This is a genomic window from Pseudomonas sp. LAMO17WK12:I5, assembly GCF_900215165.1.
Lineage (GTDB): Bacteria > Pseudomonadota > Gammaproteobacteria > Pseudomonadales > Pseudomonadaceae > Aquipseudomonas > Aquipseudomonas putida_A.
Window position 1 is genome coordinate 100252 of record NZ_OBDS01000018.1, and the last position, 15349, is coordinate 115600.

The 15349-nt window shown below is 59.0% G+C and carries 13 protein-coding genes and 3 tRNA genes; 15 read left to right on the plus strand and 1 reads right to left on the minus strand.

The annotated features are described in order from the left end of the window. The first annotated feature begins 1 nt into the window (after nucleotide 1). From secG to CRO59_RS27450, 12 genes are all read left to right on the plus strand, one after another. Nucleotides 2–388: a preprotein translocase subunit SecG gene (secG, locus tag CRO59_RS27395; RefSeq protein ID WP_027610782.1), complete on the plus strand. Its 387-nt coding sequence runs from the start codon at nucleotides 2–4 to the stop codon at nucleotides 386–388. A 22-nt stretch (nucleotides 389–410) separates the two neighbouring features. Continuing rightward, nucleotides 411–496: transfer RNA gene (locus CRO59_RS27400), tRNA-Leu, on the plus strand. A gap of 97 nt (nucleotides 497–593) precedes the next feature. Continuing rightward, a tRNA-Met gene (locus CRO59_RS27405) sits at nucleotides 594–670 on the plus strand. A gap of 138 nt (nucleotides 671–808) precedes the next feature. After that, nucleotides 809–1267 (plus strand): ribosome maturation factor RimP, encoded by a 459-nt coding sequence (gene rimP, locus CRO59_RS27410; protein WP_007915250.1) that lies wholly within the window; start codon nucleotides 809–811, stop codon nucleotides 1265–1267. Between the two features lie 47 nt (nucleotides 1268–1314). Next, nucleotides 1315–2796: a transcription termination factor NusA gene (gene nusA, locus CRO59_RS27415; protein ID WP_003221546.1), complete on the plus strand. Its 1482-nt coding sequence runs from the start codon at nucleotides 1315–1317 to the stop codon at nucleotides 2794–2796. Between the two features lie 27 nt (nucleotides 2797–2823). Continuing rightward, nucleotides 2824–5343: a translation initiation factor IF-2 gene (infB, locus tag CRO59_RS27420; protein ID WP_097090473.1), complete on the plus strand. Its 2520-nt coding sequence runs from the start codon at nucleotides 2824–2826 to the stop codon at nucleotides 5341–5343. Nucleotides 5344–5503: 160 nt separating this feature from the next. After that, nucleotides 5504–5902: a 30S ribosome-binding factor RbfA gene (rbfA, locus tag CRO59_RS27425; RefSeq protein WP_047597925.1), complete on the plus strand. Its 399-nt coding sequence runs from the start codon at nucleotides 5504–5506 to the stop codon at nucleotides 5900–5902. Nucleotides 5903–5906: 4 nt separating this feature from the next. After that, the gene (gene truB, locus CRO59_RS27430; RefSeq protein ID WP_024011571.1) at nucleotides 5907–6824 is read left to right on the plus strand and encodes a tRNA pseudouridine(55) synthase TruB; all 918 of its coding nucleotides are present in this window, start codon (nucleotides 5907–5909) and stop codon (nucleotides 6822–6824) included. Between the two features lie 115 nt (nucleotides 6825–6939). Beyond that, a complete protein-coding gene (gene rpsO, locus CRO59_RS27435; RefSeq protein ID WP_003221553.1) occupies nucleotides 6940–7209 on the plus strand; it encodes a 30S ribosomal protein S15 in 270 nt (89 codons plus the stop codon). Between the two features lie 193 nt (nucleotides 7210–7402). Beyond that, complete coding sequence (gene pnp, locus CRO59_RS27440) at nucleotides 7403–9508, plus strand: polyribonucleotide nucleotidyltransferase (RefSeq protein ID WP_003221554.1); 2106 nt, start codon at nucleotides 7403–7405, stop codon at nucleotides 9506–9508. 129 nt (nucleotides 9509–9637) lie between these two features. Beyond that, nucleotides 9638–9713 (plus strand) — tRNA-Thr (locus CRO59_RS27445). Nucleotides 9714–9942: 229 nt separating this feature from the next. Continuing rightward, nucleotides 9943–10242, plus strand: coding sequence for a DUF6388 family protein (locus CRO59_RS27450; protein ID WP_027610784.1), 300 nt, complete (start codon nucleotides 9943–9945; stop codon nucleotides 10240–10242). 51 nt (nucleotides 10243–10293) lie between these two features. Here CRO59_RS27450 and nadC read toward each other — a convergent pair whose 3' ends face one another. Continuing rightward, nucleotides 10294–11142, minus strand: a complete 849-nt coding sequence (nadC, locus tag CRO59_RS27455; RefSeq protein WP_027610785.1) for a carboxylating nicotinate-nucleotide diphosphorylase — start codon at nucleotides 11140–11142, stop codon at nucleotides 10294–10296. 291 nt (nucleotides 11143–11433) lie between these two features. Between nadC and CRO59_RS27460 the strand changes: the two genes are divergently transcribed. The 3 genes from CRO59_RS27460 (at nucleotide 11434) to ampE (ending at nucleotide 15081) form a co-directional block, all read left to right on the plus strand. After that, on the plus strand, nucleotides 11434–13620 hold the full coding sequence (locus CRO59_RS27460) for a DUF1631 domain-containing protein (RefSeq protein ID WP_027610786.1): 2187 nt from the start codon (nucleotides 11434–11436) through the stop codon (nucleotides 13618–13620). 64 nt (nucleotides 13621–13684) lie between these two features. Then, the gene (gene ampD / locus CRO59_RS27465) at nucleotides 13685–14245 is read left to right on the plus strand and encodes a 1,6-anhydro-N-acetylmuramyl-L-alanine amidase AmpD (protein WP_003221563.1); all 561 of its coding nucleotides are present in this window, start codon (nucleotides 13685–13687) and stop codon (nucleotides 14243–14245) included. After that, nucleotides 14242–15081: a regulatory signaling modulator protein AmpE gene (gene ampE, locus CRO59_RS27470; RefSeq protein WP_097090474.1), complete on the plus strand. Its 840-nt coding sequence runs from the start codon at nucleotides 14242–14244 to the stop codon at nucleotides 15079–15081. The genes ampD and ampE overlap by 4 nt, the downstream gene beginning before the upstream one ends. Nucleotides 15082–15349: the final 268 nt, after the last annotated feature.

Genomic DNA, 15349 nt, shown 5'->3' on the forward strand with positions numbered 1-15349 from the left:
AATGCTGGAAACAGTCGTAGTCGTTTTTCATCTGCTGGGTGCATTGGGCGTAGTTGCTCTGGTTTTGCTGCAGCAGGGTAAGGGTGCGGACGCTGGCGCGTCTTTCGGAGCAGGTGCTTCAAATACTGTGTTCGGAAGCCAAGGTTCCTCTACCTTTCTTAGTAAGTTTACTGCTATACTTGCCGCCGGTTTCTTCATAACCAGCTTGGGGTTAGGTTACTTTGCTAAAGAGAAGGCTCATCAGCTGACTCAAGCAGGTTTGCCAGATCCAGCAGTGTTGGAAGTACCTAAGCAACAACAACCGGCTTCTGATGATGTCCCGGTGCTTCAAGAGCAAAAGTCGGCTACTCCAGCGACTGACGTACCTCCAGCTCAAGAGCAGAAGTAAGAAGGGTTTCAAACGTAGTTTTGCCGAGGTGGTGGAATTGGTAGACACGCAACCTTGAGGTGGTTGTGCCCATAGGGTGTAGGGGTTCGAGTCCCCTTCTCGGTACCAATTAGTCAGGAGAGCCCGCTGTTGCGGGCTTTCTTGCAGGTGGAAGGTTACATTGACCCTATAAGGGATCGGTCGTATACTTCCGCCCCAGCTTTGTCGCGGGGTGGAGCAGTCTGGTAGCTCGTCGGGCTCATAACCCGAAGGTCGTCGGTTCAAATCCGGCCCCCGCAACCAGTTTAAGGAGCCCCTTTTCAGGGGCTTTTTGTTAGCTGGACACTTTCTACGCCGATGTTCGACGGCGTTTCAAGGATGGGCGTTTCGCCCATTTTTTTATTTTGCAGCGCATGCATTTACATGCACGAGGGGGTTCAGGTGTCGAGCAAGCTAGAAGAGTTGCAGGCCTTGTTGGCCCCGGTGGTCGTGGCCCTAGGCTATGAATGCTGGGGTATCGAGTTTTCGGCTCAAGGTCGTCACTCGATGTTGCGCGTTTATATCGATAAAGAGGGTGGCGTGCTGGTGGACGATTGCGCCATTGTCAGCCGTCAGATCAGCGGTGTCCTGGATGTTGAAGATCCGATCTCCGTTGAATACACCCTCGAAGTTTCCTCGCCTGGCATGGAACGCCCACTGTTCACTCTTGAGCAGTTTGCAAAATTTGCCGGTGAACAAGTGAAGATCAAGCTGCGCTCGCCTTTTGAAGGTCGACGCAACTTTCAGGGCCTTCTGCGCGGTGTAGAAGAACAGGATGTCGTGGTGCAGGTAGATGACCATGAATTCCTGTTGCCGATCGATATGATCGACAAGGCCAACATTATTCCCAGTTTTGACTGAGACGCGGATCCCGCGGATCCAATGGCTTGCGAAAGGCGAGGCGTACGATGAGCAAAGAAGTACTGCTGGTTGTTGAGTCGGTATCCAATGAAAAGGGCGTACCGGCAAGCGTGATTTTTGAAGCGCTGGAGCTGGCTCTGGCCACTGCTACCAAAAAGCGTTTTGAAGACGAAGTTGACCTGCGTGTGGAAATTAATCGCCACACCGGTTCCTACGAGACTTTCCGTCGCTGGACAGTCGTCGAAGAGAATGATCTCGACGATCCTGCGATCGAAACCTGGCCAAGCAAGGTTGCCGAAACGCATCCGGGCGCCAAGGTCGGCGACGTCGTCGAAGAAAAGATCGAATCCATCGAGTTCGGCCGCATTGCAGCACAGACCGCCAAACAGGTCATCGTGCAGAAAGTGCGTGAAGCCGAGCGCGCTCAAGTGGTCGACGCCTATCGCGAGCGCCTGGGAGAAATCATCTCCGGCACCGTGAAGAAAGTCACCCGCGACAATGTGATCGTCGATCTGGGTAACAACGCCGAAGCGTTGCTGGCCCGTGAAGACATCATTTCTCGCGAAACCTTCCGTGTCGGTGTGCGTCTGCGTGCACTGCTTAAGGAAATCCGCACCGAGAACCGCGGCCCGCAGCTGATCCTGTCGCGTACCGCGCCGGAAATGCTGATCGAGCTGTTCCGTATCGAAGTGCCGGAAATCGCTGAAGGCCTGATCGAAGTCATGGCGGCGTCCCGTGATCCGGGTTCGCGTGCCAAGATCGCTGTCCGTTCCAAGGACAAACGCATCGACCCGCAGGGCGCGTGCATCGGTATGCGCGGTTCGCGCGTCCAGGCCGTGTCGGGCGAGTTGGGTGGCGAGCGTGTCGATATCGTCCTGTGGGACGATAACCCGGCGCAGTTCGTGATCAATGCCATGTCGCCGGCAGAAGTGGCGGCCATTATCGTTGACGAAGATGCCCATGCAATGGACATCGCCGTTGGCGCAGACAATCTGGCTCAGGCCATCGGTCGAGGTGGTCAGAACGTGCGTCTGGCGAGCCAGTTGACTGGCTGGACCCTGAACGTGATGACCGAATCGGACATCCAGGCTAAACAGCAAGCAGAAACCGGCGACATCCTGCGCAACTTCATCGACGAGCTGGAAGTCGACGAAGAACTGGCTCAGGTGCTGGTAGATGAAGGCTTCACCAGCCTGGAAGAGATTGCCTACGTACCGTTGGAAGAAATGCTCAACATCGACGGCTTTGACGAAGATATCGTCAACGAGCTTCGCGCTCGTGCCAAGGATCGTTTGTTGACCAAAGCCATCGCTACTGAGGAAAAGCTGGCAGACGCCCATCCGGCCGAAGACCTGCTCTCGCTTGAGGGTATGGACAAGGATTTGGCGATGGAACTGGCGGTGCGCGGCGTAATTACCCGCGAAGACCTGGCCGAGCAGTCTATTGACGACCTGCTCGACATCGACGGCATTGACGATGATCGTGCCGGCAAGTTGATCATGGCCGCCCGAGCCCACTGGTTCGAGTAATTAGGCGCGGCCTGAGGAGAGAAGTGCATGACGCAAGTCACGGTGAAACAACTGGCCGATGAGGTCAAAACACCGGTAGAGCGCCTGTTGCAGCAGATGCGTGAGGCAGGTCTGCCGCACACCGCCGCCGAAGAAAATGTGACTGACAGTGAGAAGCAATCCCTGCTGACTCACTTGAAGAGCAGCCACAAGGCGAAAGTGGAAGAACCACGCAAGATCACGCTGCAGCGTAAAACCACCAGCACCCTGCGTGTGGCTGGTAGCAAGAGCATCAGCGTTGAAGTTCGCAAGAAGAAAGTTTTCGTACAGCGTAGCCCGGAAGAAATCGAAGCCGAGCGCAAGCGTGAACTGGAAGAGCGTCGCGCAGTAGAAAATGCTGCTCGTCAGAAGGCTGAAGAAGAAGCCAAGCAGCGCGCTGAAGAAGAAGCGCGTCGCCAGCCTGCTGCTGCGCCGTCCGCTCCTGCCGAAGCTGTTGCAGCACCTGCGCCAGTCGCTGAACCAGTGCGCGACGCCGCGCCGGTTGCTGCTGCGCCGGCTGCCGACACTCGCAAGCGTGACGAACAGCGCCGTCCGGACAAGCCACGTGCCGACGATAACAATCGTCGCGGCGGTGGTGGCGATGGCGAGCGCAAAAACGCTCCGCATCGCGCATCGGTCAAAGAAAAAGCGCCGGCTCCACGTGTGGCGCCACGCACTACCGACGAAGAAAGCGATGGCTTCCGTCGTGGTGGTCGCGGCAAGGCCAAGCTGAAAAAACGCAACGCTCACGGTTTCCAGAACCCTACCGGTCCTGTCGTGCGTGAAGTGAAGATCGGCGAGACCATCACTGTTGGCGATCTCGCTCAGCAGATGTCGGTCAAGGCTGCTGAAATCATCAAGTTCATGTTCAAACTGGGCACTCCAGCGACCATCAACCAGGTACTCGATCAGGAAACTGCTCAACTGGTAGCTGAAGAGCTGGGCCACAAAGTGACCCTGGTCAGCGACACCGCCCTGGAAGATTCCCTGGCCGAGTCCCTGAAGTTTGAAGGTGAGGCAGTTTCCCGTGCGCCAGTCGTGACCGTAATGGGCCACGTTGACCACGGTAAGACTTCCCTGCTCGACTACATCCGTCGTGCCAAGGTAGCAGCGGGCGAAGCCGGCGGCATTACCCAGCACATCGGTGCGTACCACGTTGAAACCGACCGCGGCATGGTGACGTTCCTCGATACCCCTGGTCACACTGCGTTTACCGCAATGCGTGCCCGTGGTGCCAAGGCGACCGACATCGTGATCCTGGTGGTTGCGGCGGACGACGGCGTGATGCCGCAAACCATCGAGGCTGTTCAGCACGCTCAGGCGGCTGGCGTTCCTCTGGTGGTTGCGGTGAACAAGATCGACAAGCCGGGTGCCGACCTCGATCGCATCCGCAGCGAACTGTCGGTTCACGGCGTGACCTCCGAAGACTGGGGTGGCGACACTCCATTCGTACCGGTCTCGGCGAAAATGGGTACCGGCGTTGACGAGCTGCTCGAAGCGGTTCTGCTGCAGGCCGAAGTACTCGAACTTACCGCCACTCCATCGGCTCCTGGCCGTGGCGTAGTCGTCGAATCGCGTCTGGACAAGGGCCGTGGCCCGGTAGCCACTGTTCTGGTTCAGGACGGTACGCTGCGTCAAGGCGACATGGTGCTGGTCGGCTCGAACTATGGCCGCGTGCGCGCCATGCTCGACGAGAACGGCAAGCCGATCAAGGAAGCAGGTCCGGCCATTCCGGTCGAGATCCTGGGTCTTGACGGTACGCCGGACGCTGGCGACGAGATGAGCGTGGTTGCCGACGAGAAGAAAGCCCGTGAAGTGGCTCTGTTCCGTCAAGGCAAGTTCCGCGAAGTCAAACTGGCTCGCGCTCACGCCGGCAAGCTGGAAAACATCTTCGAAAACATGGGCCAGGAAGAGAAGAAGACGCTCAACATCGTCCTCAAATCCGACGTCCGTGGTTCGCTGGAAGCTTTGCAGGGCGCTCTGAACGGCCTGGGCAACGACGAAGTGCAAGTGCGCGTAGTCGGTGGCGGTGTCGGTGGTATCACCGAATCCGACGCCAACCTGGCACTGGCTTCCAACGCTGTACTGTTCGGCTTCAACGTGCGTGCCGATGCTGGCGCACGGAAGATCGTCGAGCAGGAAGGTCTGGACATGCGTTACTACAACGTGATCTACGACATCATCGAAGACGTCAAGAAAGCCCTGACCGGCATGCTCGGCAGCGATGTTCGCGAGAACATCCTGGGTGTGGCCGAAGTGCGTGATGTGTTCCGTTCGCCGAAGTTTGGCGCGATCGCCGGTTGCATGGTGATCGAAGGTGTTGTGCACCGTAACCGTCCGATCCGTGTACTGCGTGAAGACATCGTTATCTTCGAAGGCGAGCTGGAATCCCTGCGCCGCTTCAAGGATGACGCTTCCGAAGTACGTGCCGGCATGGAATGCGGTATCGGCGTGAAGAGCTACAACGACGTCAAAGTCGGTGACAAGATCGAAGTCTTCGAGAAGGTTCAGGTTGCTCGCAGCCTCTGACTCGCGCACTTCAAGGGCCACGCCGAGCCGCCGCATGCAGATGCGCGCCACGGCGTCAGGACTCTAAACGCAACGCCCGGTCTGGCTTTTGTCAGGCCGGGCGTTTGCCGCTTTCAGACCTTGCGGGTTTCACCGTGGGGCAGTAACAGGTAACAAAATCATGGCAAAAGAATACAGCCGTACCCAACGTATCGGCGATCAGATGCAGCGTGAGCTGGCCCAGCTGATCCGTCGTGAAGTCAAAGATCCGCGCGTCGGCCTGGTCACCATTACCGCTGTGGAAGTCAGCCGTGACGTCGGTCACGCGAAGATCTTCATCACCGTGATGGGGCAGGACAACGCTGAAGACATCGCGCAAAGCATCAAGGTGCTCAATGCTGCCGCAGGTTTCCTGCGCATGCAGCTGGCCCGTGAAATGAAGCTGCGCAGCGTGCCGCAATTGCACTTCCACTACGACGAAAGCGTCGTGCGTGGCGCGCATCTGTCGGCCCTGATCGAGCGCGCCGTGGCTGAGGACAATCAGCACGTGGTCGCTGCACCTGAAGACACCAAGGAGTAATTCGGTGGCTCAGGTCAAACGTATCCGTCGTAACGTCAGCGGTATCATCCTGCTCGACAAGCCTCTGGGGTTCACCTCCAACGCCGCGTTGCAGAAGGTTCGCTGGTTGCTCAACGCCGAGAAGGCCGGTCACACCGGCAGTCTCGACCCGCTGGCCACCGGTGTCTTGCCGCTGTGCTTTGGTGAGGCAACGAAGTTCTCGCAATACCTGCTCGATTCCGACAAGGGTTACGAAACCCTGGCGCAACTGGGCAAGACCACTACCACGGCGGACGCCGAGGGTGAGGTTTTGCAGGAGCGCCCGGTGACCGTTGGTCGCGCCGATGTCGAAGCGGTTCTGCCGAAATTTCGTGGGCAAATCAGTCAGATACCGCCGATGTACTCGGCACTCAAGCGTGACGGTCAGCCGCTGTACAAGCTGGCCCGTGCAGGCGAAGTAGTGGAGCGCGAACCGCGTTCTGTTACTATTGCGCGCTTGGAATTGCTGGCCTTCGAAGGCGATACTGCGCGTCTTGCGGTGGATTGCAGCAAGGGCACCTATATCCGCACCCTGGTGGAGGATATCGGTGAGCAACTCGGTTGTGGTGCGTACGTCGCGGAACTGCGTCGTACCCAGGCCGGGCCTTTCACCCTGGCGCAGACCGTGACCCTCGAAGAGCTGGAAGCGGTACATGCCGAAGGCGGCAACGAAGCGGTCGACCGCTTCCTGATGCCATCGGACAGCGGCCTGCAGGATTGGCCGCTGCTGCACTTCTCCGAAGCGAGTGCGTTCTACTGGCTCAACGGCCAGCCGGTACGTGCCCCGGATGCTCCGAAGTTCGGCATGGTACGGGTACAGGATCACAATGGTCGCTTCATCGGTATCGGTGAAGTGAGCGAAGACGGGCGCATCGCGCCGCGTCGACTGATTCGGTCAGAATGACCGAACGAGTGTGGCTGTTAACAGGCACGGTCACTACTCATTTATAGATACAGGGATTTGTCCCTGGCCTGTTGAAACTGTTTTTGAAACAGTTTCCTGATAAAAGGATTGCCTCATGGCTCTCGACGTTCAAGAAAAAGCTCAAATCGTTGCCGACTACCAGCAAGCTGTTGGTGATACTGGTTCGCCAGAAGTGCAAGTTGCACTGCTGACCGCCAACATCAACAAACTGCAAGGTCACTTCAAGGCCAACGGTAAAGACCACCACTCCCGTCGTGGTCTGATCCGCATGGTAAACCAGCGTCGCAAGCTGCTGGACTACCTGAAAGGCAAAGATCTGAGCCGTTACAGCGCTCTGATCGGCCGCCTGGGTCTGCGTCGCTAATCAGCGATTGCGCTATGAGGTTGGTTGTCTGTCAGGCATCAGCGGTTTTCCGCTGGTGGTTGGCAGGCTCCCAGCCTCAAGTTTTATCTGCACTACCGTTTTACCCGGACAGTCAGCGGGCCGATTCCCGACATTGCCCAAGAATTTCGCAAGAAACCAGTTCCCCCAAGAGCCACAAAGAAGGTAGGACACCGTGAACCCGGTAATCAAAAAATTCCAGTTCGGTCAGTCGACCGTTACCCTCGAGACTGGCCGTATCGCCCGTCAGGCCTCCGGCGCAGTATTGGTCACCGTTGACGACGACGTCAGCGTATTGGTGACCGTAGTCGGTGCCAAGCAAGCCGATCCAGGCAAGGGCTTCTTCCCTCTGTCCGTTCACTACCAGGAAAAGACTTACGCTGCCGGTAAGATCCCTGGCGGTTTCTTCAAGCGTGAAGGCCGTCCTTCCGAGAAAGAAACCCTGACTTCCCGACTGATCGACCGTCCGATCCGTCCGCTGTTCCCGGAAGGCTTCATGAACGAAGTGCAGGTTGTCTGCACCGTCGTTTCCACCAGCAAGAAGACCGATCCGGACATCGCTGCGATGATCGGTACCTCGGCTGCCCTGGCCATCTCGGGCATTCCGTTCGACGGCCCGATCGGCGCCGCCCGTGTAGCGTTCCACGAAAGCACCGGCTACCTGCTGAACCCGACCTACGAGCAGCAAGCTGCTTCGAGCCTGGACATGGTCGTTGCCGGTACTGCCGACGCCGTACTGATGGTTGAATCGGAAGCCAAAGAGCTGACCGAAGACCAGATGCTGGGCGCGGTACTGTTTGCTCACGACGAGTTCCAGGTGGTGATCAACGCCGTCAAAGAACTGGCCGCTGAAGCTGCCAAGCCAACCTGGACCTGGGCTCCTGCTCCAGAAGCCACCGAACTGCTGGGCGCGATCCGTGCCGAGTTCGGCGAAGCGATCTCCCAGGCTTACACCATCACCGTCAAGGCTGACCGCTACGCACGTCTGGGCGAGCTGAAAGACCAGGTCGTTGCCAAGCTGTCCGGCGAAGAAGGCCAGCCTTCTGCTGCTGACGTCAAAGCCGCTTTCGGCGAAATCGAATACCGCACCGTTCGCGAAAACATCGTTAACGGCAAGCCACGTATCGACGGCCGCGACACCCGCACCGTACGTCCGCTGAACATCGAGGTCGGCGTTCTGCCGAAGACTCACGGTTCGGCGCTGTTCACCCGTGGCGAAACCCAGGCTCTGGTAGTCGCGACGCTGGGTACTGCCCGCGACGCACAGCTGCTGGACACCCTGGAAGGCGAGAAAAAAGACCCGTTCATGCTGCACTACAACTTCCCTCCGTTCTCGGTGGGCGAGTGCGGTCGCATGGGTGGTGCCGGTCGTCGTGAAATCGGTCACGGCCGTCTGGCCCGTCGTTCGGTTTCGGCCATGCTGCCAGCCGCTGACGTGTTCCCGTACACCATCCGTGTGGTTTCGGAAATCACCGAATCCAACGGTTCGAGCTCGATGGCTTCCGTTTGCGGCGCTTCCCTGGCCCTGATGGACGCTGGTGTGCCAATGAAGGCACCGGTTGCCGGTATCGCCATGGGTCTGGTTAAAGAAGGCGAGAAGTTCGCCGTCCTGACCGACATCCTCGGTGACGAAGACCACCTGGGCGACATGGACTTCAAAGTAGCCGGTACCGCCAAAGGCGTTACTGCGCTGCAGATGGACATCAAGATCAAGGGCATCACCGAAGAGATCATGGAAATCGCTCTGGGCCAAGCCCTGGAAGCGCGCCTGAACATCCTCGGCCAGATGAACCAGATCATCGGCCAGTCGCGTACCGAACTGTCGGCCAACGCTCCGACCATGATCGCGATGAAGATCGACACCGACAAGATCCGTGACGTTATCGGTAAAGGTGGCGCGACCATCCGTGCGATCTGCGAAGAAACCAAGGCTTCGATCGACATCGAAGACGACGGCTCGATCAAGATCTTCGGCGAAACCAAGGATGCCGCAGAGGCTGCTCGTCAGCGCGTTCTGAGCATCACTGCAGAAGCCGAGATCGGCAAGATCTACGTCGGCAAGGTTGAACGCATCGTCGACTTCGGCGCATTCGTCAACATCCTGCCGGGCAAGGACGGTCTGGTGCACATCTCGATGCTGAGCGACGCTCGCGTAGAGAAAGTCACCGACATCCTGAAAGAAGGCCAGGAAGTGGAAGTGCTGGTACTGGACGTGGACAACCGCGGCCGTATCAAGCTGTCCATCAAAGACGTGGCAGCGGCCAAGGCTTCGGGCGTTTAATCAGCCCACAGCTTTAGCGCAATGAAAATGCCCCGCCGTGAAAACGGCGGGGCATTTTTTTGTCTGCGAAATACCGGGACAGGCTTTGAAGTTGCCGGACTTCAAGACCGGTGCTAGGTTTAGCCCACCGCCCGTGTAGCTCAGCCGGTAGAGCAGCGCACTCGTAACGCGAAGGTCGCAGGTTCGATTCCTGTCTCGGGCACCATCCCCTCGCGCAATCCCGCGATTTATGTCTCCCAGGTCAAAGTTTTTGTGCGAGAGATGTAAAGAGCCGTGTAATTCGTCGTGCAAACGTCCTATATTCGGTGCCTGCATGAGCATCGCTTAGCAGTTTTCAGATGATCCCGAATGGTTCCGAAGGCCGGACAATCCGCGTCAGAGAGATCCTTGATGATCCAGATCCATCCTCCATTCTTACGATCAGCGAGAACGCCATGACCGAATTAACTCAAGAGCAACGTCACGCACTAGCGCTGGAAAAATACATTCAGGACGTCCCGGACCTGAAAGAAGAGATCAAGGACCTGAGTCCTGATGATCAGAAAGACCAGATCCAGTGGGCGTTCGAGGACGAAGCCGAAGCCCAGGGCTTGCAGCCGTGGGAGCTGACGCTCAAGTACACCAGCACCCCTGAAGAGTTTGAGGCCAAGCGCCTGGAGCTGCACAAGGAGGCGGCCGAGGTGTTGGGCGTCGAGTGGGACGAGTACTGCGAGATGAACAATCTGGTGGTCTGAAACAAAAACGCCAGCCTCAACCGGGCTGGCGTTTTTTATTGCGTGACAGCCTCAGAGGCTCAGACGCATCGACAGGTCCACCGCCTTCACGTCCTTGGTCATCGCCCCGATCGAGATGTAATCCACGCCGGTTTCGGCGATCGGCAGCAGCGTGCTTTCGTTGATGCCGCCGCTGGCTTCCAGTTTGGCCTTGCCGCCGTTCAAGCGGACAGCTTCGCGCATGTCGTCCAGGCTCAGTTCGTCGAGCATGATGATGTCGGCGCCGGCAGTCAGCGCCTCCTTCAGTTCTTCCAGGCTCTCCACTTCGACTTCCACCGGTTTGCCCGGCGCGATCTTGTGCGCGGCGGCGATGGCCTGCGCGATGCCGCCGCTGGCAGCGATGTGGTTTTCCTTGATCAGGAACGCGTCGTAGAGGCCGATGCGGTGGTTGTGGCAACCACCGCAGGTCACTGCGTATTTCTGCGCCAGACGCAGGCCCGGCAGGGTCTTGCGGGTATCCAGCAGCTTGACCTGGGTTTGCGCCACGAAGTCCGCCAGATATTGCGCACGCGTGGCCACGCCGGACAGCAGTTGCAGGAAGTTCAGCGCGCTGCGTTCGCCAGTCAGCAACGAACGGGCCGGGCCCTCCAGATGAAACAACGGCTGATTGGGTTTGACCCGTTCACCGTCCCGTACCTGCCAGTGCACCGCGACGCGCGGATCGAGCTGGCGAAACACCGTGTCGACCCACGCCGTGCCGCAGATAACCGCCTCGTCGCGAGTGATGATGGTGGCTTTGGCCAGACGTTCGGCCGGGATCAGTTGTGCGGTGATGTCGCCGCTGCCGACATCTTCGAGCAACGCACGGCGCACGTTGGCTTCGATTTCGGCGGTCAGATCGGCGAGACGTAGATTCGGCATAACGGGCTCCACAAACTAAGTGCGCCGATTATAGGGGCATGGCGAGAGCCAACCCAAGGCGAGAACGCGCGTGCCTGACTGCAACTGGTCGATTTCCTGTGAGCAAAGCGCGGTTTTTCGTGGTCACTGCAAGGTGCGACGGCATAGGGGAAACCCTGACGGCTATAGCGCCGGGGACAAGTTTTGCAAGATAATCCGCCTTGCATTTGACGTCATAGCTTTGACGTCTCCCGCTCCCACAGGGACCTGTGTTGTAACTGACCAGTGAAATCACCGTTTCAGGAGGCTTGGATGCACAACGACGGGAATGTAGTGCCTTTGCACAAGGCCGCTACCGATCAGGCGAATCATTCGCCGCTCGCCCGCCTGCCTGTGATTCTGCTTCAGGTCCGCGACAAGGCCGCCCAGCAACTGCGCCACGGTTTGCAGGAGTTGTTCGATAATGCCGACGACACCCTGTTCGAAATGGCCGACCGAGCGCGCAACGATGTCGAGCAGAACATCTTTTTCGAAGCCATGCGCGACCTGCGCCTCAAGCGCAAAAACATCGAACGGGGTTTTCTCGAGCAATTCTTCGAAGCCTTTGTCGCGCTGATTCAATACGAAGTCGTGCAACCCGCGTTGCCCGGCACGCTGATATTCGAGGATTCGGCACCGCGTACCGATGACATGGAGCGCAGCGTGGCGGTCGAGACCATGGTCGGGCGGGTGCTCAAGCGTGATGGCTTTGCTCTTGATCAACTGACCGCACGCCTCAACGTGTTGCTGGGCAAGGATTTCGATAACCAACACAACCCGCTCGGCCCGGCGATGCTCTGCGAGTTCTTTCTGCAGGCCGGACGTAACCTGGGCGTGGAGATCAAGGTCAAGCTGATCCTGCTCAAACTGTTCGAACGCTATGTGCTGGCCGATACCGAGCAGTTGTATGCCGAAGCCAATCAATTGCTGGTCGCCACCGGCGTGTTGCCTGAGTTGAAACCGGCCCCCGCACGCCGCGCAATCGAGCGTGCGGCAGCAAGCATCAGCAGCGAAGAGAGTGACGAACCCGCGCCCGCCGACGAAGGCGTGCAGGAAGTCTTCGCCGCGTTGCAGGAACTGCTGCTGCACGTGCGCGGCAGTGTCGCGCCGACCCTGGAGCCGAGTGCGGCGGCGCAACCGATCAGCACCCGTGATCTACTGCGCCTGCTTTCACACTTGCAGCAATACGTCCCGGCGCTGGCGGCGCAGGACGATTTCGATCTGCGCAATCAGCTTGAGCAGCTGCTGACGCGGGTCAGCGTGAGGAGCGGCAAATCACGCATCGTCGACGGCGCGGATGAAGACGTGATCAACCTGATCGCCATGGTCTTCGATTGCATCCTCGAAGACCGTAACCTGCCGGATTCGCTCAAGGCGTTGATCGCGCGTTTGCAGATTCCGATGCTCAAGGTGGCAGTACTCGACAAAAGTTTCTTCAGCCGCAGCAGCCACCCGGCGCGGCGCCTGCTCAATGAAATCGCCGATGCCGCCATGGGTTGGGGCGATTGCAATGGCGAGGCGCGTGACAGCCTGTATCTGCGCATCGAACAAGTGGTGCAGCGCCTGTTGAGTGACTTCGTCGACGACCCGGCGATTTTCTCCGAGTTGCTCGCCGATTTCCTGGCCTTCACCAGTGATGAGCGGCGGCGCAGCGAATTGCTCGAACAGCGTTTGCGCGATGCCGAGGAAGGGCGGGCGAAAACCGAACTGGCTCGGCAGCGAGTCGAGCATGTGCTGAACCAGGCGTTGCTGGGTAAAGTCCTGCCGCCGTCGGTGGTGACCTTTGTGCGTGATGCGTGGAGCAAAGTGCTGCTGCTGACCTGCCTCAAACATGGCGACCACTGCGCTGAATGGCAGGCCGATGTGCAGACCATGGAGCAATTGATCTGGAGCGTGCAGCGTCACGACGAGGCGGACGCCGGTCTGCAGTTGCTGGCGCTGGTGCCAGGGTTGCTCAAATCATTGCGTGATGGCCTGAGCAGCTCGGCGTTTGATCCGTTCGCCACCAGCGAATTTTTCAGCGAGCTGGAAGCGCTGCATGTGCGTGTGCTTGAACCGCTCACCGAGCAGCCGCCGGCCGATGCGCCGGCGTTGGTGGAGGTGTCGCAGCACATCACCCTGCGTAGCGCCGACGAGGGCGCGATCGGCGTGAATGCCAGCGGCCTGGCGCATGACGACCCGGGGCTGCGTCAGTTGGAGCAACTGCGCCTGGGCAGTTGGGTGGCGTTCCAGGAAGACGACGAGCACAGCCTGCGCTGCAAACTGGCAGCGATCATCGAAGCCACCGGCAAATACGTGTTTGTCGACCGCACCGGGATGAAAGTGCTGGAGCGCAGCCGCGTCGAGCTGGCCCTCGAGTTCCGCCGTGGCGCGGTGCGGGCGCTGGATGACACCTTGCTGTTCGATCGGGCGCTGGAATCGGTGCTCGGCAATCTGCGGCGACTCAATCGCGGCAAGTGATCGCGCGCCGGGGGCCGATCACGGCATACTGGGCGCCAACACAGTCGGCGTTGAAGGAATCGGTATGCAGTTGGATCCCGCTAGCGGGTGGTGTCACGGGGTACAGGTCTGCCCATCGCCCAACTTCAATGAACGCCCTGCGGGCGAAATCTCCCTGTTGGTGATCCACAACATCAGCCTGCCGCCGGCGCAGTTCGCCACCGGCAAGGTGCAGGAATTTTTCCAGAATCGTCTGGATGTCACCGAGCATCCCTATTTTGCAGGGATTGCCGACCTGCGCGTCTCGGCGCATTTTCTGATCGAACGTGACGGCAGCGTCACCCAGTTTGTCTCCTGTCTTGAGCGGGCGTGGCATGCGGGCGTGTCGATGTTCGAAGGCCGGGAAACCTGTAACGATTTTTCCGTGGGCATCGAGCTCGAAGGCACTGATGATCTGCCCTTTACCGATGCGCAGTATCAGGCGCTGATCACGTTGACGCGTCAGCTGCAAACAGCATTTCCGGCTATCACCGGCGCCCGTATCTGCGGGCACAGCGACATCGCACCCGGGCGCAAGACCGATCCTGGCCCGGCATTCGACTGGGCGCGTTACCGCGCAGCCCTGGCACAAGAGGAAGGACAATGAGTTTTCTGGTGTTACTGCTGGCGGTCTGGATCGAGAAATTCTCGGCCCTGCGCCATCGGGTTCAACGCGATGGCGGATGGATCCGCGAACTGCACAAACTCGAAACCAGCGAGCGCCTGGCCCAGCGACCATGGCTGGTGCTGACGATTCTGGTGTTGCTGCCGGTGGCGCTGCTCGCCTTTTTGCTGGTGGTACTGGAACCCGTCGCGTACGGCTTGCTGGCCTTGCCGGTGCACTTGCTGGTGGTGATTTACGCCTTGGGGCGCGGTGATCTGCTTGGCGGCCTCGGGCCGTTTCGTGACGCCTGGCGCCGTGAAGACCTGCAAGCGGCCGCGCATGTGGCCAAGCGTGATCTGGATATCTGCGCCGACAGTGGTGAGCAATTGCTGGATCGGGTTCAAGGGCACCTGTTGTGGCAGGCCTATCAAAGTTTCTTCGCGGTGATCTTCTGGTACTTCGTGCTTGGCCCGGTGGCGGCGCTGGCTTATCGCTTGCTCGCATTGGCTGAAGAGCACAGCCAGAACCCGGCGCTCGCCGAACGCGCCGGCCAGTTACGTCACGCCTTTGACTGGTTGCCGGTGCGCTTGCTCGCCGCCAGTCTGGCTCTGGTCGGCAACTTTGTTGCGGTCAGCCGGGTGATGTTGCACGAACTGCTGAACTGGAACATCAGCGCCGCACACCTGATCAACAAGGTCGGGCTGGCAGCGGGTGAGATCCCGCCGCCGGTGGTCGGGCCTGAGGGTATCAACACCCTCGATTGCCTGTGGGAACTGCTGCTGCGTGCGGCGGTGCTGTGGTATGCCGGGTTTGCCTTGTGGACAGTTTTGATTCACTGATACTCGCCCGTGAAATTCATTGTGGTGAGGGGATTTATCCCCGATGGGGCGCGCAGCGGCCCCACTTAATGGGGCTGCTGCGCAGCCCATCGGGGATAAATCCCCTCGCCACAGGTCAGTGACCGGCGCAGCGTAGTCGTTAACCTTAAGTTACAAAACCTCTCCCCGATTTGAGCTATACAGAGACAGCGCCCGATAGTGGCTATCTGCTGTCGCCCCGCGCCTGCCAATAAAAACAAGAAAAGCCAAGGGAGACTTCCAGTGAAGA

What these genes read in the sequence shown, in the direction of transcription:
- secG (WP_027610782.1), top strand. Translation starts at nt 2, where the DNA reads ATGCTGGAAACAGTCGTAGTCGTTTTTCATCTGCTGGGTGCATTGGGC.
- nusA (WP_003221546.1), top strand. Translation starts at nt 1,315, where the DNA reads ATGAGCAAAGAAGTACTGCTGGTTGTTGAGTCGGTATCCAATGAAAAG.
- infB (WP_097090473.1), top strand. Translation starts at nt 2,824, where the DNA reads ATGACGCAAGTCACGGTGAAACAACTGGCCGATGAGGTCAAAACACCG.
- rbfA (WP_047597925.1), top strand. Translation starts at nt 5,504, where the DNA reads ATGGCAAAAGAATACAGCCGTACCCAACGTATCGGCGATCAGATGCAG.
- rpsO (WP_003221553.1), top strand. Translation starts at nt 6,940, where the DNA reads ATGGCTCTCGACGTTCAAGAAAAAGCTCAAATCGTTGCCGACTACCAG.
- CRO59_RS27450 (WP_027610784.1), top strand. Translation starts at nt 9,943, where the DNA reads ATGACCGAATTAACTCAAGAGCAACGTCACGCACTAGCGCTGGAAAAA.
- nadC (WP_027610785.1), bottom strand. Translation starts at nt 11,142, where the DNA reads ATGCCGAATCTACGTCTCGCCGATCTGACCGCCGAAATCGAAGCCAAC.
- CRO59_RS27460 (WP_027610786.1), top strand. Translation starts at nt 11,434, where the DNA reads ATGCACAACGACGGGAATGTAGTGCCTTTGCACAAGGCCGCTACCGAT.
- ampD (WP_003221563.1), top strand. Translation starts at nt 13,685, where the DNA reads ATGCAGTTGGATCCCGCTAGCGGGTGGTGTCACGGGGTACAGGTCTGC.
- ampE (WP_097090474.1), top strand. Translation starts at nt 14,242, where the DNA reads ATGAGTTTTCTGGTGTTACTGCTGGCGGTCTGGATCGAGAAATTCTCG.